Source organism: Corynebacterium sp. HMSC070E08 (assembly GCF_001808895.1).
Lineage (GTDB): Bacteria > Actinomycetota > Actinomycetes > Mycobacteriales > Mycobacteriaceae > Corynebacterium > Corynebacterium hiratae.
Genome location: NZ_KV794747.1, coordinates 1 through 18,148 on the forward strand (window position 1 = coordinate 1; position 18,148 = coordinate 18,148).

Sequence of the window (18,148 nt, forward strand, 5' to 3'; positions counted from 1 at the left end):
TTTTAGACCCAAAGATGCCTTTTGTCAGATGCCTTTTCCAGGGATGCCCTGACTTGGGTCAATTTAGTGCGGAAAAATCCCGCCCTGCCGCCGAAAACCACCAGGTAGCAGTGCCAAGAGTGGCGTAGCTCACCCACCCATGTCCTAGGTCGGTTCTGTCGCTAGAGCGAAGTCGGGCTCAGGAGCCAGCGCCACCCAGAATCTTGGTCACCAGGTTCAGGCGCGTGCTGGCGCCGAAGATGGTGATGAGGCGTGAGACATGCTTCTTCACGGCGGATTCCGAATAATGAGTGGCGGCGGCGATCTCTGAATTGGAGTTGCCGGCGAGGAGGAGCTTGAGGACGGCTATTTCGGCGTCGTGAAGCTCGTGGCTCTCAATGGCGGCGGCGACGGGATCGCGTGGGGTGGCAGGCTCACCGATGTAGTCGACCAAACGGTGCATGGCGGCGGGCGCCACGACGGTGCCACCTTCCACAGCGGCTCGAACCGCCTCAATGATGGAGCGCGGGCGTTGGTTCTTCAAGATATAACCCGCGCCGCCCGCCCGCAGGATCTTCAGCATCGTGTCATCCGAGTCGAAGGCGGTCACCGCCAAAAACGTCGGGGGATTCGGTCCGGAATTAAGGTGCTTGAGCAGCGTAATGCCGTCCATGTGCGGCATGTGAATATCGGCGAGGACGAGGTCCGGATTGACTTCTTCAATCTGCGCTAAGCAATCCGCACCATTGGTTGCCTCACCGACCACCGTGATGTCTTCGGTGGTCTGGAAATAGACGCGGAGCGTCGAGCGAACGAGCTCATCATCATCAACGAGGAAAACCCGAATGCTCATGGAGAAACAGTTTAGCCGCACCACCAGCGCTGGGGGCTGGTGGAGCAACGGAAGTGGTCGGCGAATTCGCTCGCGTACGACCTGTAGAAGGTGAATCCGGTGGACTCGGTGGTCTCAGCAGCAGCGTCAACGTTGGTTTCAGCGGGAGTCTCAGCAGCGCTGGCAATTGGTGCCGAGAACAGCGCGAGTGCTGCGGCGGCAACGGCGAGGGAAGTACGCATGTCGAACCTTTTAAAATCTAAGAAATAGCGGACTATCGGGCAATCTTACTATATTTTCCTTAGGCAGGCGGCCGGAAGAGAAAGGCGTGTGACCCAGAGATTGCCTTCTTTGCCGCTGCCGAAGCTGCCGTGCATCCTGCGAACACGGCGGGCGATTTCCCCCAAGCCCAGATTCGTCGTCATGTACTGGCGTGATTGTTGCGCCGCAATCTCGGAAGTGATCACGAGGTCGATGGATTTGGAGCTGCCGGTGGCCTCGATGCTCACACGGGATTCAGGGCGAGCGTACTTGAGGATGTTAATGGCGAGTTCAGAGAACACGAGGGAGAGCTTTTCCGGTAGCGCGAGCTCACCGTTCTTGCCTACATTGATCTGTGCTTCGCAGTGGAAGCCGTGGCTGCTCAGGAAGCTAACCATGGTGTCGAGGTCTTCTTCCAAGGACTTAACTCCCTGAGTCACGCTCTCATTCTTCATCACGCGCAATAGATCACGGACCTCGCCTATGGCCCGGCGGGCGTCGTTAGCAATCGCTTCCGCGGAGTCAGCCGCGGAAGGGTCCGTTTGGGTCAGCGCCAAGGTTTCGGAGCGCATGACCACGGAGGTTAGCGTCGCAGCCACCGAATCATGAAGGGCGGTCATCAGCGCCTCGCGTTGCTCGGCGGCGCGCTGTTCGGCGGCAAGACGCTGGTCCCGGTTTTTGCGCAGCGCGGCCCCAATGACGATGGCTACCGCATACAAGATGAGAGGCAGCGACAGGTTCAAGGGATCGAAATCCGGAAGATAGTTGTTCGCAGGATCCGTCGTGACGATGTAGGTGTACGCCACCGCTGGGGGAACCGCCCACAGCCAGCGTGTACGAAACGCCACGATGCCGACGATGACGGGGCTCCACGCCAAGAGCAGGAAAGACCGCCAATCGGAAAACCACATCGCCAGCGCAAAAAGCGCCCCGTACCCGCAGGCCGCCACAAGAGGGTAGCGGAGGGCCAGCGGAGTCAGCGTGACACCGAGGCCGGCGAGTACGAGTGCGCCAGGGGTGAGGAAGCTTTTGTCCACCGTGACGGTGAGCATCACCAGAATGATGCAGCCGACACCGGCGACGCTATAGAACCTCGAGGAGTTCATCGGCGGCGATGAAAACTAACGCCAGCCCATCGTCATCAACAGGCCGATGATGGCCAGGCCGAAGCCGATGCCGTAATTCCACGGGCCCAGCTCCTGCATGAACGGGATGGACTCACCTGCCAGGTAGTTCACGACCAGCCAGAGCAGGCCGAGGAGCATGAGGCCCAGCATGATGGCGATGTACCACTTCGGGGTGCCCTCAGAGTTGATCTTGACCGGGGTGCGGTTAGTAGCAGAGCTGGAGGACTGCGGGAGTGCGGAGCCCTCCGTCGTGATCTTGGACTTTGGCATTGTTACACCTTCACGAAGAATAGGGGGGGTTAATCTGTGGAATACCTTAGCAGCTGCGGCAATGAGAGCTACTGCGGCAGCAGCGCCGCAGGGTCAAACTCCCAGAACCGGACGTGGATGGTCGCATCCTTGCGGATGACATCACCGCGGCTTGCCGACGCCCACCCAATCTTGTCGCTGTCGATCGGGTTAGACGTTGGGATGCGCTCGCCCACCTCGAAGGAGCCGGACCAGCCCTTGGCGCGCAGCGCGGATTCGGCTTCCTGCTGGGTGGAATGCGTCAGGTCCGGTGCTTGGATGAGCATCGCGTTCGAGACCTCCAGAGTGACCTGGCTTCCCTTGGGAAGCTTCTGGCCCTTCTCGACGACCCTGAGCACCTGGTTTTCCGGAAGCTCAGAATCCACCGAATTCACGGAGACGTCGAAGTCCATGGAGGACAGCATCTCGACCGCGCGGTCACGATCCATACCGCTGACATCCGGGACGCTGACTTCCTTCTGCCCCTTGGAGACGGTGATCCGCACCTTCGAACCCTTGGACAGCTGCGTACCGCCCGCCGGGTTCTGGGAAATGATCTCGCCCGCAGGGGCCTCATCGTTCACCTGCTCGACGTCGGTGTGGAGCTCTAGCTCGGCTTCCTCCAGCGCGGCGGTGGCTTCATCCAGCTTCATGCCGGTGAGATCCGGGACCTCGGTGACCTCCTTGCCGGAGGACACCGTCAGCGTGACCGAGGAGTTCTTCTGCAGCTCTGAGCCTTCCGCAGGGTTGATGCGGATGACCTTGCCGCGCGGTACATCGGGGCTGGCTTCCTCGTTGATGCTTACCAGCAGGCCAAGCTTCTCTAGTTCCTCCACGACTTCGTTGCGCGGGCGGTTGGCCACCTTCGGGATAGTCACCATGTTCGCGCGCTGGGCTGCTTCATGCTGCTCCTGCTCGCGCTCGCGGGCCTCTTGGCGGGAGCTATCCCAGAAGTCCCAGGCAAAATAACCAATGATGGCGACGAGAGAGGCCGCGAGCAGCGCCGCCAGCCACTTCAGACCGGAGCCGGACTCATCGTCTTCAGAGGGACGAGTCGAGGCCACCGGTGCGCGGTGCTGCGCGGCCACGGGTGCCACCATCGTGGTGGGGTGATCCTCATCGTTGACGTGGGAGCGTGCTGCCTCCGGCAGCTGGCCTTGGGCCAAACGCTCGAGGTCATCGCCCATTTCCCAAGCAGATTGGTAGCGGTCCGCAGGGTGCTTGGCCATCGCCGTGAGCACGACGGCGTCGACGCCGAGGCGCTGCCGCTCCGTCAGATCTTCGGTGATGAGCTCGGAGGGCGGTGCGGGATCCTCCTGCACGTGCTGGTAAGCCACCGCAAAAGGTGTTTCACCTTCAAACGGCGTGCGGCCGGTAACCGTTTCATACATGACGCAGCCCAAAGCGTAGACGTCAGAGCGGGCGTCGGCAGGCTTGCCGCGGGCCTGTTCCGGCGAGAGGTACTGCGCGGTGCCGATCACCGCGGAGGTCTGCGTCATCGCGGACGTCGAATCATCCAGCGCGCGGGCGATGCCGAAGTCCATGACCTTCACCTGGCCGGTGTTGGTCAGCATGATGTTGGCCGGCTTAATATCGCGGTGGATAATCCCGGCCTCGTGGGAAGACTGCAAGGCATCCGCCACCGGCTTGAGCACGCGCGCGGCTTCTTCGACCGGCATGGGGCCATCCTCACGGACGATGTCGCGCAAGGTGCGGCCCTGCACGTATTCCATGACGATATAGGGCACCATCAGGCCGTCGACGTCCTTTTCACCCGTGTCGAAGACGGCGACGATGTTCGGGTGGTTGAGCTTGCCGGAATTCTGGGCCTCGCGGCGGAAACGCTCGCGGAAGTTTACGTCGCGCGCCATGTCGGGGCGCAGCATCTTGATGGCGACGGTGCGCCCCAAAACGGAGTCCTCGGCTTCGTACACCTCGGACATGCCGCCGGTGCCGATGGACTGGCGGAGGTGGTACCGATCACTGACCATGGTGGGTTACTGGCCTCCCTGTAGTGCGGATTCTTCGGTGGGGTTGCTCTGTGAGTCTAGTTCGGGCGCGGGCGTTGGGCTGTCATTGACCTGCGGTTGCGTCTCCTCCGTAGGGAACTCGGGCGGGTCCTGATGGGTCGTGTGTTCCGTGGTCACCGGTGGGGCGGGGATGACCGAGTGCGTCGTGGTAACGGTGACCCGGGTCGGTTCCTCCTCGACGGTGGTGATCTCGACAGTCTCGGGAGCTTCCGTTTCCTCTTCCTCTGTCGTCTCCGGCACAACCGTCTCGGTCACGATGACCTCCGTCGGCGCTGGTGGTGGGGTCGGTGCCGTGTTCCCCCACATCCGGTAGGCCATGAGTCCGACGGCCACGAGGGCGGCGATGGCCACGGCGATGAGCAACCCGGTGCCGAAACCACCTTTCTTGGCGGGGCGCTCCTCCGGCTCTGGTGTAGAAGGCTGGACGGCTGGCCGCACCGTGGTGGGGTGCGCCATGTTGGCCAGCATTTCCGTCGAGGCGGAGGGAGAAGGTTCAGCAGCGATGGGTGCGAGCGCCGCGGATTTGGGCTGCGGCGGGCGCTGGCCCTGGCGTACGGCCGAGATCGCATTGGTGAACTCGTTGCCATCAGCGAAGCGGGTGTTGGGGTCCTTGCGCAGGGCCATGCCGATCAGTTCCCGGGTGGGCGCGCTAATCGACGTCGACAAGGGCTCCGGCGCCTGACTAATGTGTGCCAGCGCCACCGATACCGAGGAATCACCGCTGAAGGGGCGCTTGCCGGCCAGCATCTCGTAGCCCACCACACCGAGTGAATAGACATCCGAAGTTGGGCCGACCTCGTAGCCCTGGGCCTGCTCGGGGGAGACGTACTGGGCGGTGCCGACGACCATGCCGGTGCGGGTCAGCGGCACGGCGGCGGCGGCCTTGGCGATGCCAAAGTCAGTGATCTTGACCTGCCCGTTTTGGGTAATCATGAGGTTGCCGGGCTTGATATCGCGGTGCACCAGGCCCATGTGGTGGATCACGGATAGGCCGTGGGAGGCCTGCTCCATGACGTCGAGCGCCAGGGTCTCCGGCAGCGCGCCCTCGCGTGCCAAGAGGTCTGCCAGGGATTCGCCGCGGATGTACTCCAGGGCCATGTAGCAGAAGGTGCGGCCGTTGTCCTCGAGCTCGCGGTAGTCGTAGGTGGCCACGACGTTCTCGGAATCGATGGACTCTGCCGCCTTGGCCTCGTTGCGGAAGCGCGAGAGAAACTCGTTGTTGTCGGAGAACTCGGGGCGCAGGACCTTGAGGGCGACTTCGCGGTCGTTGCGCACATCATCCGCCAGCCACACCGTGGACATGCCGCCGTGGCCGACGATCCACTGCAGCTGGTAGTCCTCACCGATCAGTTCTTGGAGGTGCTTTTTGTTATCTGCACTATTCACTACTGCTCACCTCCGTATGCGCGCAGGATGGCGCGGCCGATAGGCGCGGAGACCTGGCCGCCGGTGGCATTCTGGCCAAGGTGCCCGCCGTCCTTGACCACGACGCCCACCGCGATGTCCTTGTCCGGGTCGAAGGCCACGTACCATGCGTGCGGGGCGAGGCCCTCACCGTGCTCAGCGGTGCCGGTCTTCGAGGCAAAACCGTTTCCGTCGTAGCCGAAGGTGCTGCGCTCGGAAGCGAACATGAGGTCCTTGATGGTATTAGCCGTTTCTTCATCCACAGCTTCAGCGGCCTGGCGCGGTGTGGTGGTGCGCAGCTCATTCATTTGGGCATCGGTGATGCGGTTGACCAGGTAGGGCTCCATGCGCTTGCCCTTATTAGCCACGGTCCCGGCCATGATGGCTGCCTGGAGGGCGGACATGGTCACGTCGCGCTGGCCGATGGCGGATTGGGCGACTTGGGCGCCGTCGCCAAGCTCGCCGAGCGCGCCGGCGGAAGTATTAACACCCAACGAGTACTTCTCACCCACGCCGAAGCCCTCGGCGTACTTGCGCAGCTCATCGGCGCCGATGCTCTCCGACATCTGCACAAAGGCCGTGTTGCAGGACAGCGCGAAGGCCGTCTGCAGGGTGACGCTGTCCGCGCCGCCGCAGGACTGGTTGCCGTAGTTGGTGAGCTCCGTGACGGTATCGGGCAGCGTAATGGACGCTGCGCCGGTCAGCGTGGAGTTCGGCTCGAAGCCGTTGTTCAGGCCTGCTGCAGTGGTGATGATCTTGAAGATGGAGCCAGGGGGAAGGGTGTCCTGCGTGGCGTGGTTGACCAGCGGGGTGCCTTCCTGGTTCTGCAGCTGTTCCCACTTCTCGCCAGCGTTATCACCGAGCAGGTCGGAGACGTTGAAGCTGGGGGAGGAGGCCATGGCCAAAATCTTGCCCGTCGAGGGCTGGATGGCTACGGCCGCGCCGTTATAGCCCGGTCCAGCGAGCTGATCGTAGGCGGTTTGCTGTAGGGCTGGATCGACGGTGACTTCGACGTTCGCGCCCTTTTGCGGCTTGCCGGAGAGTATATCGAGCCAATTGCGCGCCAGGAGCGAATCATCCTTGCCATTGAGGATGTCATTCTGGGAGGCCTCCAGCTGGGAGGCGCCGAAGCGCTCCGAGAGGTAGCCGGTGATGTTGGCAAAGGCCGGGGAGTCGGCGGGGTAGGAGCGGGAGTAGTTGCCCTCGGCGTCGGCAGTGGACTGCGCCAGCACCGTGTTGCCAGCGAAGATCTGGCCACGCGGGGTCGTGCGCATCTCCAGGTAGCCGCGAACGTTCTTAGGGTTATGGGCGTACTTATCCGTCGAAAACGCTTGCACCACCGTGAGGTTTACCAGGAGGATGGCAGTGAGGATGAGGGAAAAAAGGGCGACGAGGCGGATCGATCGGTTCATCGGATGGCCTCCTGGACGGCGGGGAACATGGACGTGTCAGTGGGTGCGTTTGAGCTCAGCTCGCGCGCCGGGCGGCGTGCCGCGTTGGAGATGCGCAGCAGGATGGCCAGCAGCATGTAGTTGGCCATGAGCGAGGAGCCACCCGCAGACATGAACGGCGTGGTCAAGCCCGTCATGGGCAGCAGCGCGGAGATGCCGCCAGTGACGACGAAGACCTGCACGGCCAGCGTCAGGGCCAGCCCTGAAGAGACCAGTTTGCCATAGGTATCACGGCAGGTCAGCGCGGTGCGGAAGCCGCGAGAGACGAGCATGGCAAACAGCACAAGTACCGCGGCGAGGCCAACCAACCCGAACTCTTCACCGATTCCGGCCAGGATGAAGTCCGAGTGCGCCACCGGAACCATGTCCGGGTGGCCCTGGCCTAGGCCGGTGCCGGTAATGCCGCCGGAGGACATGCCGAAGAGCGCCTGGGAGAGCTGGTAGCCGGTGGAATCATAGTTAGCCAGCGGATCCAGGAAGTTGGAGAAGCGCTGCTGGATCTTCTCCGAGACCTGGTAGATGCCGAAGCCACCGATGCCCACGAGGATGACGCCAATGAGCAGCCAGCTCACGCGGTTGGTGGCCATAAAGAGCATGCCGAGCACGGTGCTAAACAGCAGCAGAGCCGGGCCGAAGTCATTGGAAATGCCCATGATGACAATCGCGATGCCCCAGATCACCAGGATGGGGGCGAGATCCCGCAGGCGCGGCAGGGAAATACCCAAGAACTTGTAGCCGGCCACCGTGAACAGTGAGCGCTTCTGGGTCAGCAGCATGGCGAAGAACAAAATCAGCAGGATCTTGGAGAACTCACCCGGCTGGATGGAAAAGGGTCCGAGCCACAGCCAGATGCGGGCGTCGACGCCCGGCGGCTGCGGCCACACCAGGGGTAATGCGAGGAGGATCAGGCCGAGCGCACCCAAGATATAGGAGTATCGGGTGAGCGAGCGGTGATCACGCAGGAGGACGAGCACCAGCGCGAAGAGAATGAGGCCCACGATGGTCCACATCACCTGCCGCACCGCCAGCCCGCCTCCGTTAGCTAGATCGAGGCGCTGCAACAGAATGAGCCCGGTGCCGTTGAGCACCGCGACGATGGGCAGCATGAGCTGATCCGCATAGGGTGCTAGGAAACAGAGCACCAAGTGAGCGACAGCAAAGACGCCGATGAAACCGCCGACGAGGTAGAGCACATCGAGTGTCAGCACGTTGCCTTGGGACAGCTCAAGGCTGACCAAGGTGATGGCGAAAACCACGGTGGCCAGCACGAGCAGGCCGAATTCGGTGCCGCGGGAGAAGAATTTACTCACCTACTTCACCTCCCGGCAGTTTCCTTTGGACGCGCTCTTGTCATCTTTTCCGTCTTTTCCGTCTTTCGAGGCCTTCGGGCAAGGCTTGAGCGCCTTGTCCGAGAGCTGCGACAGCTGCGTTTGCACCTCGTCATAGGAGCCGGAGGGCAGGTTGCCCACAGCGGCACGTTCAGATTCGGGCAAATCCTTCAGCGTGAACGGCGCAAAGTCGCCCGCGCACTCTCCGTGCCCGAGCTTGAGCGCATTGTCCTTGCCTAGGCACGCATTCTGATACGTGTGGTGCAGCGGGCGGCCAAAGATTTCATAATCCGCACCCTGCTGGATGGTGAGGGTGCCACCCTCATCCGTAGCCACGTAATAGTTATTGCCCAGATAATTCTTCATCCAGAGCCCGCCACTGACGACGAGCACGATGACGATGGCAAGGCATGCAATCACCTTCCACCCAATCCGGCTTCGTTGGGGCCGCCGCTGTGGTTCCTCCTGGGGCTTCTCCTCAGCGGCCTGGGCTTTTGGGGGCGAGATCAGCTTTGCGGCGCGGCTCGCGGAAGAATCCGGGTGCGTCGGCTCCGGAACAACACCTTGGATGGCTCCGACGGTGATGGGGGAGTCCTCGTCACCCTCCGCCTCCACGACTTCCGCCACCACAATGGTGACGTTGTCCGGGCCGCCGGAGCGCAGCGCCAGATCCCGCAGGGTGGTAGCGGCCTCTTCGACCGTGCCCTGCTTCAGCGCCTGCTCGATGGTGGAGGCCGTTACCGGATCCGATAGGCCATCCGAGCACAGCAGGAGGCGGTCGCCCGGTTCAGCATCGAGCATAAAGAGAGTCGGCTCCACCGGGCGGCCCGTGTAGGCCTTGAGGATCAACGACTTCTGCGGATGGGAGGAGACATCCTCCGGATCGAGCTTTCCCTCATCCACTAGGGACTGCACATAAGTGTCATCCTTGGTGATCTGGGTCAGCTTCCCCTTACGCAGCCGGTAGCCGCGGGAATCACCCACGTGGCACACGCCGAACTCGGAGCCGTTAAAAAGCAGGGCGGTCAGCGTGGTGCCCATGCCCTCCGTCTCCGGGTGCTCATCCACGTGCTCGCGGATCGCCGCATTGGCGTCTTCCGCCGCCGCGCCGAGCAGGGCCAGCATGTCGTTGTCGCCCGGATCACGCTCGAGGGAGGCCATGTGCTCCACCATGGTGGTGGAAGCGACCTCGCCGGCAGCGTGGCCACCCATGCCGTCGGCCAGCACCAGCAGGTGCGGGCCCGCGTGGGCGGAATCCTCATTGTTTTCGCGGACCAATCCGCGGTCCGTCACTGCAGTAAAAGTCAGGCTTAAAGTCATGCCATCAACCTCACGGTCGTTCGGCCAAGTTTGATATCGGAGCCGACTCCGACTCGTTCTGGCTGGTCAATGCGAACGCCACCAACAAAGGTGCCGTTGCGGGATTCGAGGTCCTCCACGAACCACTCGCTGCCCCTGCGGAACAGGCGGGCGTGGTGGCCGGAGGAGAAATCATCACCGGTGACAAAGTCACAGTCTTGCGCGCGGCCCATCGTACAGTCTTCGAGCGTGCCCAGTTCCATGTGGGAACCGCGCAGCGGCCCGTCCACGATGGCGATTTCACGCGGCGCTTCGCGACGCCTCTGGGCCCCCTTCACCGGGGACGATGCCTGGTAGACGCCGGCGGCCTTATTGGCGTCGCGGCGCATGGCGTTGAGCGCGACCAAGATAAACAGCCACAGCAACACCAGCAGGCCGATGCGCAGCGAGAGCAGCACGATCGAATCCATGAAAAGTCCTTACGCTAAGAATCTGGGAACACTTGCCGGGCGGCTTAGTAGCCCTGGTCTTCGAGGCCGGTGATGCGCACCTCGATGTGGGAGTGACCGAGGGTGATCACGTCGCCGTCGGCAAGCAGCCAGTTCTCAATCGGGGTGTCGTTGACGGTGGTGCCGTTCGTGGACTGCAGGTCCACCAGCACGGCGTCCTGGCCGTTCCAGGTGATCTCCGCGTGCTGGCGGGACACACCGGTATCCGGCAGGCGCAGGTCCGCGTCGTTGCTGCGGCCCAGAATATTGGAGCCCTCCTGCACGTGGTAGACGCGGGAGGAGCCGTCCTGCAACATGAGCGTCACCGCAGGGCCCTGCGGCGCTGGCTGATTCGGGGTGGGGGCCATGAAGGCGGTGGTTGCGGCCTCGTCGGCGTTGTGCGGCTGGGTCATAGAGTCCTCCTGACCATGGTCGTGGTGGAAAATCGCATCGAATCCGGTTTCTTCGGTGGGCTCGTGATCCAAAAAAGAGGACACGCGCAACTGCCCAGTCCGCAGCCCCGACTCCTCCGCGATGCGGACGATGACCGGCCCGGCGAGGGACCAGCCACTGTTACGGATGAAGCGGGTGAGCTGATCAGCTAGATCCTTGGGAACATCCCGGTCCTGTGAGAGATTCTCGATGTCCTTGGAGGACACGCCGACGGTCATGACGTTGGGGCTATAAAGCTTGCCATCATCACCGCGGGACAGATTGTCTTGCGCCTCCTGCTTGAGAAGCTCCTCAATCTCTGCGGGGACGACTTTACCGCCGAAGACAAAGGCCATGCCGTTGTCCAGTCCGCGTTGCAAGGAAGAATCCAGCTTGGCGAGCTTGTCAAGAAATGCCATAGGGTAACGCCGTCCTCCTTTCGGGATGTTCAAGGGAGAGGTATAGCAGCGATCAGTATAGGTTGCTTTCCTCTATTTAACGTAGACGCGCGGCCTATAGTTCCCTGGAAAGTTCGGGTTTGCCAGCGGATTTGTAGAATCTGTTGGACTGCGTGCTAAGGTTAGCTAGTCGCCAAGACATCAATACCCTGCCCGGGTGGCGGAATTGGCAGACGCGCTGGCTTCAGGTGCCAGTGTCCTTATAGGACGTGCGGGTTCAAGTCCCGCCCCGGGCACGCTGTGAAGTCTCGAGACATCGTTCCGGTCGGTGTCTCGAGATTTTTCTTTTTCAGTGGCCTGAGTTCGCTAGGCCAGTACGACGTATCAAGAAAGCGTCAATGGATTAAGGTCGTTGTGCCCGTATAGCGGGGACGCGTGAATTGTCTTTGATCCATACCGCGGCGTGAGGATCAATGAAGTCCGCTACTTCTTGAATAGCGTTATCAACGGAGTCGAGATGTGCGACTTCACGGGCTCTATCGCGTTGTTGAACGATTGATTCGTGGTGAGAGCACCTATTCCTCATTTTGTAAACAATGACTACAAGTTCTTCAAACTGCTGTCTACTGTCAGGCGTTCTCTTCAACGCCTTCTTTACCTGGGGCCAGATACTCGCCTGATAGTGACTACTCAAGAGGAAACGCCAGAAGTCGAAGCTGAGTTCAGCGATGATTTTTCCTGGTGGTGCACCTTCCTTCCCGGCCCGTTTCTTCGCTTTGCGGATATTCTTCTTCGCTGCATCGTTGAAAGGGATTCGATCGTCGTCAAACCATCGCTCGCCGTACCTTCCGGTTAGGGCATTGTGAATGCTATTTCGGAGGAGTACTTCGAGGTGTTCGATGTCAGCGAGATAGGTTTTCGTGAGGTGAGTATTCCAAAGGTAGAGCGTTTCTGGTGATGGATGATCGGCGTACCTGCTCATTCGCGCAGATGAAAACCACTGGGACAGCTGTACTTGGGCTGGGCTTGGATTATCCATATGGATATGATAATGTGCGCTTTGAAAACCCCGGAACGATCCCTGCACTACGAAAGTAGGAGTAAATCGCCGGGGTTATTGATATCTTCGGGGAATTATAGCGGCCAGAAATTCGAAGTTTTTCGCCCTTATTTACCGTGAATGACAGTGACAGATTTGTGATCCCTTGGGCTTGGGAGTTGTGGCAGTAACAGCTACCTTTGAAGGATGATTACTAATGAACTCCGAGAACTACTGACCGCAGCCACGACCCATGCGCAGCGCTTCCACGACGAGGAAGATCACACCGTAGCCGCAGCCCTTCTGACCGAATCCGGCAAACACGTACTTGGTTTGAACGCATATCATTTTCTCGGTGGCCCCTGTGGCGAAATCTCGGCCTTAGCTAACCACGCTGCTAGTCATCCCAAGGATCCGATCCGAGCGGTAGTCGCCGTCCACGGCCCGACTGGCCAGGTGCTTTCGCCCTGTGGAAAGTGCCGCCAAGTGTTATTTGATACTGATCCGTCTATCCGGTGCATTGTGCGCGGAAGCAATGGACTTGAAGCACTCACCGTGGAAGAGCTCTTACCGTTCGCATATAACTGGCGTGACATGGACAAAGAGCAACGCATCTATATGTGGGAAGGCTACGAGGAATCAATTCGAAGCGGAGAAAAGCAACAAACCATTCGGGTGGATGATCCCTTCCATGAAGGAAGCGCCCAGATTGTCTTTGAGAAAGAATCCGGAGAGGTCGTCACCATTCCCGCAGAGGTCACATCTGTCGTCTCTACCCAGCCGAGGTCCTTGACGGAGGAACAAGCCCGAAGAGATGGCTTTGGTTCTCTTGCTGAGCTTCATGAAGCGCTTGATACTCACTATCCCGGATTAGCTGAGGACGACGAAGTCGACGTCGTTGAGTTCACACTCCGCAAGGCTTAAAAGCTTTGGCGAAGGCCACGGGGAAATGGTTTTACCTAGACTGTCGGTATGTTCGGCCCCGCTTCCGCCCAGCCACCGCGGCTTATAGATTTCCCTGTGCTGCGGTTACCGTTTGTGGAGTTCGTGCTTGTTGGGCTGCTGGTGGCCCTCTTTTTCGTCGATACGCAAGGAACTGATGCTGAGAGTGGCTTCCTTGCAGTCTTTGTGCTTCTTCCCGCACTCGTGTTTCTGGGAATTGCTTACCTTGTTTCCCTGCCCATGCAGCGGAAGGTCATTACAGATTTCCGCCTGGATGCCGTTTTCGTCGTTATCGGGGCGGTTGGTCTCTTCGGCTGGGTCGGCCAGATGCTCATCGCTTTGCCCTTCCTGTGCTGCCTACCCGTGGGGCTTTCAGCACTGATCCGCAGAGGCATCGCCTTTGCGTTGTGGAAGAAGGGTAAAGGCCCTCAACTGCCGGAATGAGGTTACGCGCTTTGCCAGCGCATCCTGCCATCAGAAGCGGGTGCGCATGTCATCGGGACACCTCTCTTTGATACGCCGCTTCCGCCGCTGCAATACGCACCGGGATGAACGTAGTTCTCCTGCACGGCGGGTGCTTCATACACCGCGGCGGCTTCTTGAACTGGAGGATTCGCAGCCAGCATCTCGTCTGAGCACTGTTGCGTCCAGCCAGAGGTTCCATCGCTGAAGAATGTCGTTCCGGTTTCGTGCAGCGAAGGGTCTCCACACGATGCGATGGTTTTCTCCATCGGAGTAGGCTGCGCCGCGCCGGGGGCCTCGGTGAAGCCGATGACTTCCTCTTGTGGTTGATCTATGTTGACGCCTTCGACGTTTTCCTCGGTAGCGGGGAGGGTGGGCTGTGGGCCCTCGTCTGCTGTTTCGGCAGTGGTGCTGGCTGTGCTTGTCGACGGCCCACTGCTACTCGTCGAGGTATTCGTGGAAGGTTCGAGGTCGAGGGAACAGCCGCTGAGAAAGAAGAGTGCAGCGGCAAGAGAGAGAAATCGCTTCATCACAGGTCCTAATGATATGCCGTGGTGTGCGGTGAGCACGCATGCGATTTCACTGATAGAGTTACGCCTTGTGTTCCCTGGTATTCTCGCTTCCTTGCTCTCCATCATCGTGACAGTGACGTCCTCCCTGTTTGGCGCCCCCACTTCTGCGAACGTCCCCGGGGTTCTACAGGCAACGAGCACGGTTGCAGCCAGCGATGACCGCGTCGCGGCGCTGTGGCGAAACGGCAAACGCGAGTGCTCCGCGGGGTACATCGGCAATGATTGGTGGCTTACTGCTTCACACTGCTTGGGCCGCGACCTGCGTCTCACGCAGGCGGATGGTGACAACGCCAAGGTGCTCGCCTCCACCCCGGTAGCAGAGAAGTCGGACGTCGCCCTGCTGAAAGCGGAACCCATGGACGCGGAAGCCTTCGAGTTGCCCTCGCGGCCGCTGCGCGTCAATGACTCGCTCTTCCTCGTGGGCTACGGAGGGATGCACAATTTTGCCTCTGAGGCCGTGGTCCGCGTCGAAGAGACTGGGGTCGCTGGGGAGATTCAAGGCTACGATTTCGATAATCTCATCCAATCGCGCTCCATGTTTGCTTCGCGCACGTGCAACGGAGATTCCGGCGCGCCGCTCTACCAGGACACCATGATCTTCGCGGTGCACACCGGCGGTGAAGAAAACGAGGAGTGCACCGATGGCACGCGCCGTCACATGTGGCACAGCGAAATCTATCCGAATCTGCAGTCTCTGCGAACGCTGATGGATAGCTACGATGACTTCGATTCGCCCGCAGCATTCGAGGAAGCAAAGAAACACGCCCAGACCCAAAAGAAAGAATCCAAGCGCTCCAGCAGCTTGAGCAGCCTTTCCTCCTGGTAGTTCGGCAGGCATACAGGAACCGTACAGCAGATGCTCAGGGATCGGCGATAAGCTGTCTCCTTATGAAAAACGGCTTCCTGCAGCGTGCCTTCCTCGCTATTCTCCTCGCCACTGCGGCCCCCGTTCCGGCCCATGCTCAAACCATGGAGACCTCCGCCGCGCAGGGTCTCGGCATCAACGATCCCGACTGCCAGCCCACGGGTCCTGTTACCGAGCCGGTCGTTTTGCTGCACGGAACCTCGGCTAACTCGGCTGAGTGGAACGACCTCATCCCGACACTCAAGGACCAGGGCATGTGCGTCTGGGCCTTCGATTATGGCGCCGAGGACGTGGCCTACCAGAACGCCTATGACTACCTGAAGGGGATTTCGGATCTAGAATCCTCTGGGCGCGAAATAGCCAGGCAGATAGAGCACATCCGGGAGGTCACCGGAGCACACAAAGTAAACCTCGTGGGCTTCTCCCAGGGCGGCCTGCACACCAAGACCTTCACCCAGCTCTACGGTTCGCCCGATGAAGTGAACCGCGTGGTCACCATCGGCGCGAATTTTCACGGGACGACGTGGGGTGGCAGAGCAACGTCGCTAAGCACGGCAGCCAAAATTGCCCCCAGCGTGGTCAAATTCGTGGGTACCAGCGCCGGCATTCAACAGTTGGAGGGTTCGGAGTTCATGGAGAATCTCAACCAGTTGCCGGACACCGCGTCCGGCCTCACCTATACCTCCATCTACTCGCCGGCGGATAGCACTGTGACGCCGAATCAGACCTCTGAGCTGAGCGCTGTTCCGGGGGCGGATGTGGCCAACGTGGAATCGGCCCCGGTCGAACATGGGCAGCTGCCCCATGACCCGCGCGTGCACGAGCAGATTCTGTGGGGGCTCACGCGCTAGGCCGGGGTCGGCGCGGACTTGCGGGTGCGTGCAGCAATGACGAAGGTGGCCGTCAGGCAGATAGCGAGGGCCACGAAGGGCAACGCATTCGACAGCCAGTAGGCGGTGGTGAAGGGGAGGGAATAGGCGGCGACGACGCGGATGATGGCTTCGAGCAGGAACACGACGCCCCACACGATGGTGATGTAGCGCTGGGAGGCGCGGAAGGTCGGGTATTTCCACAACCCGTTCCAGTAGGCGACGCCTTCCTTTGTGCCGTCGGTGCCAAAGCGCTGGCCAAAGTAGAAGGCAAGGGGCTTTCCAAGGGCCAGGCTGCCGAGGAAGAGCAAGCCAATAATGCCGGTAACAACGCTGCCTTTAACTAGCAGGAGGCGCTCATCGGTGCCACCGACCAGCGTGGCCAACGCCGCAGCAACGTTGAAGGCAAGGATCAACGCAGAAATCCCAGAAAAAGACTTCTGGCGCACATGCTGGATGATGCCGCCGACGAGGGGGCCGATGCTGGCGGCCAGGTAGGCATAGACGTGGTTGTTGGTTGTGGAATCGACGATCTGGAATAGCAGGATGGCCAGGCCGACGTCGAAGACGCCGAGGATGAGGAAGTTGAGCAGGCGTGGATTGAGACTCATGCCACATAGTGTGCCACAAAACATACGAATCGGTTTGTTTCTGACACATAAAAACCCTAGGGTTGGGGCATGGCTGACGTTGGACCAGGAACTTTTGGATACCTCTGTGGGTTGGCCCGCCGCGAGGAGCTCCCCGGGCCTGTGCTGACACCGATCCTCACTGGGCTGGGTCTGTCGCCGGCCGGTGCGCGCACGTATCTATCCCGTATGGTGCGCGCGGGCGACCTATCCTCGCGCCGAGCGGGGCGTTGTTCCGTGTATTCCATGGTGGGGGACTACCTTGCGGAGTTTCGTCACCTAGGTTCGCCGCGCGACTTCCAGTGGGAGGGGGCGTTTCACACGGTGATCTTCGATATCGGCGAGGATCGCCGTGCGGAGAAAGATGCCTTCCTGCGCGCCGCCCATGCCAGCGGTTTCCGGCAGCTGCGGCCCGGAGTCCTGGTGGGCGCCCACGCGCCGGGGGAGTGGGCGCAGAAAACCTTTATCGGCACCTGGTCCGTGGATGAGGACACTGCTCGCGACGTTATTGCCACCGCGTGGGACCTTGAGGATAGTGCTGCTCGTATTAGCGCGCTGGGCGACGTCCCCCCTTTGCCCACCGATGACGTTGGCATCGTCGTCGAAACTACGCGCCGCCACGCCGCCGCCTTCGCGGCGCTGCGCCGCACCCCGCCCTTCCCCGCACAGCTTCTCCCCGCTGATTTCCCTGCGGAATTGCTGGAGAGCCGCCTGCGCATGGACATCACGCCGGCCCACCGGGCGATGGCGCGGCTGTTAGAGTCGTGGCCATGATCCACGGAGCGATTGACGCGGAGGGCCGGTGCCGCCACTGGCACACGCTAGTCGACGTCGTTGCGAACAAGTGCCCCGCGTGCGGGCATGCCTTCAATACCGGCTGCGCGCTGCACGCGGGGACGTATTTCCGCTAGTTTTCTACGGCAAAAGCTGGGCCAGCGGGGTGCCCTCGACGAGGGTCTTGAGGTACGCCACGATATCCGGGACGTGAATGGTGAAGTTACCGAAGGTCACCGGAATCGTCGGAAAAGCGTTGTTTGTCGGGGCCTTATTGCCGTTATTGGCTGGGGTACCACCGTTGTTGGTAGGCGCGGTGTTGTTAGCTGGGGCAGTGTTGTTGGCTGGGGCACCACCATTGTTAGCAGCGTTGCCACCGCCGCCGTTCAGGCCGCAGCGAGCGATGGCCTCGTCGGCGCGGGCGACGGCGTCGCGGATCTCGCCGCCGCGCGGGTGGAAGTTAGCGGCAGCGAGCGCCTGGGACTTCTTGCTGTTGTAGTCGGACGGGTTGGTGTAGTACTTGGTGGCCTGCTCGCAGGAGATCTGGCCGGCCGGGACCTTGGCCAGGTAGTCATCCACCATGTCGGCGGAGGCGGTAGGAGCGGACAGGCCGATGGCGGCAGCAACGGAGCACAGGACAAGCTTTTTTCTCATGCGCCACATTGTGCCACAGCTTTTA

At 60.9% G+C, this 18,148-nt stretch carries 21 protein-coding genes and 1 tRNA gene; 7 read left to right on the forward strand and 15 right to left on the reverse strand.

All coding sequences use genetic code 11. The features are described 5' to 3' along the window. Nucleotides 1–178: 178 nt before the first annotated feature. The 11 genes from HMPREF2526_RS04225 to HMPREF2526_RS04275 all read right to left on the reverse strand — a co-directional run bounded on the left by HMPREF2526_RS04225 (nucleotide 179) and on the right by HMPREF2526_RS04275 (nucleotide 11,338). The gene (locus HMPREF2526_RS04225) at nucleotides 179–832 is read right to left on the reverse strand and encodes a response regulator (RefSeq protein WP_049156612.1); all 654 of its coding nucleotides are present in this window, start codon (nucleotides 830–832) and stop codon (nucleotides 179–181) included. Nucleotides 833–843: 11 nt separating this feature from the next. Then, entirely contained in the window at nucleotides 844–1,053 is a 210-nt protein-coding gene (locus HMPREF2526_RS04230) for a hypothetical protein (protein WP_049156615.1), read from the reverse strand. A 48-nt stretch (nucleotides 1,054–1,101) separates the two neighbouring features. Next, nucleotides 1,102–2,178 carry a sensor histidine kinase gene (locus HMPREF2526_RS04235; RefSeq protein WP_070546038.1) on the reverse strand — a complete coding sequence of 359 codons (1,077 nt, stop codon included), beginning with the start codon at nucleotides 2,176–2,178 and terminating at the stop codon, nucleotides 1,102–1,104. Between the two features lie 15 nt (nucleotides 2,179–2,193). Then, complete coding sequence (crgA, locus tag HMPREF2526_RS04240) at nucleotides 2,194–2,469, reverse strand: cell division protein CrgA (RefSeq protein WP_010188168.1); 276 nt, start codon at nucleotides 2,467–2,469, stop codon at nucleotides 2,194–2,196. Nucleotides 2,470–2,537: 68 nt separating this feature from the next. Beyond that, the gene (gene pknB, locus HMPREF2526_RS04245) at nucleotides 2,538–4,478 is read right to left on the reverse strand and encodes a Stk1 family PASTA domain-containing Ser/Thr kinase (protein WP_070546040.1); all 1,941 of its coding nucleotides are present in this window, start codon (nucleotides 4,476–4,478) and stop codon (nucleotides 2,538–2,540) included. Nucleotides 4,479–4,484: 6 nt separating this feature from the next. Further along, nucleotides 4,485–5,903 (reverse strand): serine/threonine-protein kinase, encoded by a 1,419-nt coding sequence (locus HMPREF2526_RS04250; protein WP_049156622.1) that lies wholly within the window; start codon nucleotides 5,901–5,903, stop codon nucleotides 4,485–4,487. Further along, the gene (locus HMPREF2526_RS04255) at nucleotides 5,903–7,333 is read right to left on the reverse strand and encodes a penicillin-binding transpeptidase domain-containing protein (protein ID WP_049156625.1); all 1,431 of its coding nucleotides are present in this window, start codon (nucleotides 7,331–7,333) and stop codon (nucleotides 5,903–5,905) included. The genes HMPREF2526_RS04250 and HMPREF2526_RS04255 overlap by 1 nt, the downstream gene beginning before the upstream one ends. Then, a complete protein-coding gene (locus tag HMPREF2526_RS04260; protein ID WP_070517667.1) occupies nucleotides 7,330–8,682 on the reverse strand; it encodes an FtsW/RodA/SpoVE family cell cycle protein in 1,353 nt (450 codons plus the stop codon). Before HMPREF2526_RS04260 ends, HMPREF2526_RS04255 begins: the two co-directional genes overlap by 4 nt. Then, on the reverse strand, nucleotides 8,683–10,020 hold the full coding sequence (locus HMPREF2526_RS04265) for a protein phosphatase 2C domain-containing protein (RefSeq protein WP_070517668.1): 1,338 nt from the start codon (nucleotides 10,018–10,020) through the stop codon (nucleotides 8,683–8,685). It abuts the gene before it with no gap. Continuing rightward, the gene (locus tag HMPREF2526_RS04270; protein ID WP_046648650.1) at nucleotides 10,017–10,469 is read right to left on the reverse strand and encodes an FHA domain-containing protein FhaB/FipA; all 453 of its coding nucleotides are present in this window, start codon (nucleotides 10,467–10,469) and stop codon (nucleotides 10,017–10,019) included. Before HMPREF2526_RS04270 ends, HMPREF2526_RS04265 begins: the two co-directional genes overlap by 4 nt. A gap of 44 nt (nucleotides 10,470–10,513) precedes the next feature. After that, a complete protein-coding gene (locus tag HMPREF2526_RS04275; RefSeq protein WP_070512829.1) occupies nucleotides 10,514–11,338 on the reverse strand; it encodes a DUF3662 and FHA domain-containing protein in 825 nt (274 codons plus the stop codon). Between the two features lie 190 nt (nucleotides 11,339–11,528). Here HMPREF2526_RS04275 and HMPREF2526_RS04280 point away from each other — a divergent pair. Next, a tRNA-Leu gene (locus tag HMPREF2526_RS04280) sits at nucleotides 11,529–11,613 on the forward strand. A 107-nt stretch (nucleotides 11,614–11,720) separates the two neighbouring features. Here the strand turns inward: HMPREF2526_RS04280 and HMPREF2526_RS04285 are convergent. After that, on the reverse strand, nucleotides 11,721–12,356 hold the full coding sequence (locus HMPREF2526_RS04285) for an Abi family protein (protein ID WP_070546042.1): 636 nt from the start codon (nucleotides 12,354–12,356) through the stop codon (nucleotides 11,721–11,723). 207 nt (nucleotides 12,357–12,563) lie between these two features. Between HMPREF2526_RS04285 and HMPREF2526_RS04290 the strand changes: the two genes are divergently transcribed. After that, a complete protein-coding gene (locus tag HMPREF2526_RS04290; protein WP_070546044.1) occupies nucleotides 12,564–13,280 on the forward strand; it encodes an ASCH domain-containing protein in 717 nt (238 codons plus the stop codon). Nucleotides 13,281–13,328: 48 nt separating this feature from the next. After that, nucleotides 13,329–13,742 (forward strand): hypothetical protein, encoded by a 414-nt coding sequence (locus HMPREF2526_RS04295; RefSeq protein WP_049156658.1) that lies wholly within the window; start codon nucleotides 13,329–13,331, stop codon nucleotides 13,740–13,742. A 2-nt stretch (nucleotides 13,743–13,744) separates the two neighbouring features. Here HMPREF2526_RS04295 and HMPREF2526_RS04300 read toward each other — a convergent pair whose 3' ends face one another. Next, complete coding sequence (locus HMPREF2526_RS04300; RefSeq protein WP_049156661.1) at nucleotides 13,745–14,290, reverse strand: membrane lipoprotein lipid attachment site-containing protein; 546 nt, start codon at nucleotides 14,288–14,290, stop codon at nucleotides 13,745–13,747. Between the two features lie 70 nt (nucleotides 14,291–14,360). Here HMPREF2526_RS04300 and HMPREF2526_RS04305 point away from each other — a divergent pair, with 70 nt between their 5' ends. Together HMPREF2526_RS04305 and HMPREF2526_RS04310 are read left to right on the forward strand one after the other, a co-directional pair. Further along, complete coding sequence (locus HMPREF2526_RS04305; protein WP_070546046.1) at nucleotides 14,361–15,158, forward strand: trypsin-like serine protease; 798 nt, start codon at nucleotides 14,361–14,363, stop codon at nucleotides 15,156–15,158. Between the two features lie 62 nt (nucleotides 15,159–15,220). After that, nucleotides 15,221–16,048: an esterase/lipase family protein gene (locus tag HMPREF2526_RS04310; RefSeq protein WP_070546048.1), complete on the forward strand. Its 828-nt coding sequence runs from the start codon at nucleotides 15,221–15,223 to the stop codon at nucleotides 16,046–16,048. On the opposite strand, the gene HMPREF2526_RS04315 is transcribed toward HMPREF2526_RS04310, so the two are convergent. Continuing rightward, nucleotides 16,045–16,677 (reverse strand): VC0807 family protein, encoded by a 633-nt coding sequence (locus HMPREF2526_RS04315; protein ID WP_070546050.1) that lies wholly within the window; start codon nucleotides 16,675–16,677, stop codon nucleotides 16,045–16,047. The two genes, HMPREF2526_RS04310 and HMPREF2526_RS04315, sit on opposite strands and share 4 nt — an antisense overlap. Nucleotides 16,678–16,746: 69 nt before the next feature. On the opposite strand from HMPREF2526_RS04315, the gene HMPREF2526_RS04320 reads away from it, so the two are divergent. Both HMPREF2526_RS04320 and HMPREF2526_RS13355 read left to right on the forward strand, forming a co-directional pair. Continuing rightward, entirely contained in the window at nucleotides 16,747–17,469 is a 723-nt protein-coding gene (locus HMPREF2526_RS04320; RefSeq protein WP_118783644.1) for a PaaX protein, read from the forward strand. Next, nucleotides 17,466–17,606, forward strand: a complete 141-nt coding sequence (locus HMPREF2526_RS13355; protein WP_168162654.1) for a hypothetical protein — start codon at nucleotides 17,466–17,468, stop codon at nucleotides 17,604–17,606. Before HMPREF2526_RS04320 ends, HMPREF2526_RS13355 begins: the two co-directional genes overlap by 4 nt. 4 nt (nucleotides 17,607–17,610) lie before the next feature. Here the strand turns inward: HMPREF2526_RS13355 and HMPREF2526_RS04325 are convergent, their stop codons facing one another. Then, a complete protein-coding gene (locus HMPREF2526_RS04325) occupies nucleotides 17,611–18,123 on the reverse strand; it encodes a hypothetical protein (protein WP_239663634.1) in 513 nt (170 codons plus the stop codon). Nucleotides 18,124–18,148: the final 25 nt, after the last annotated feature.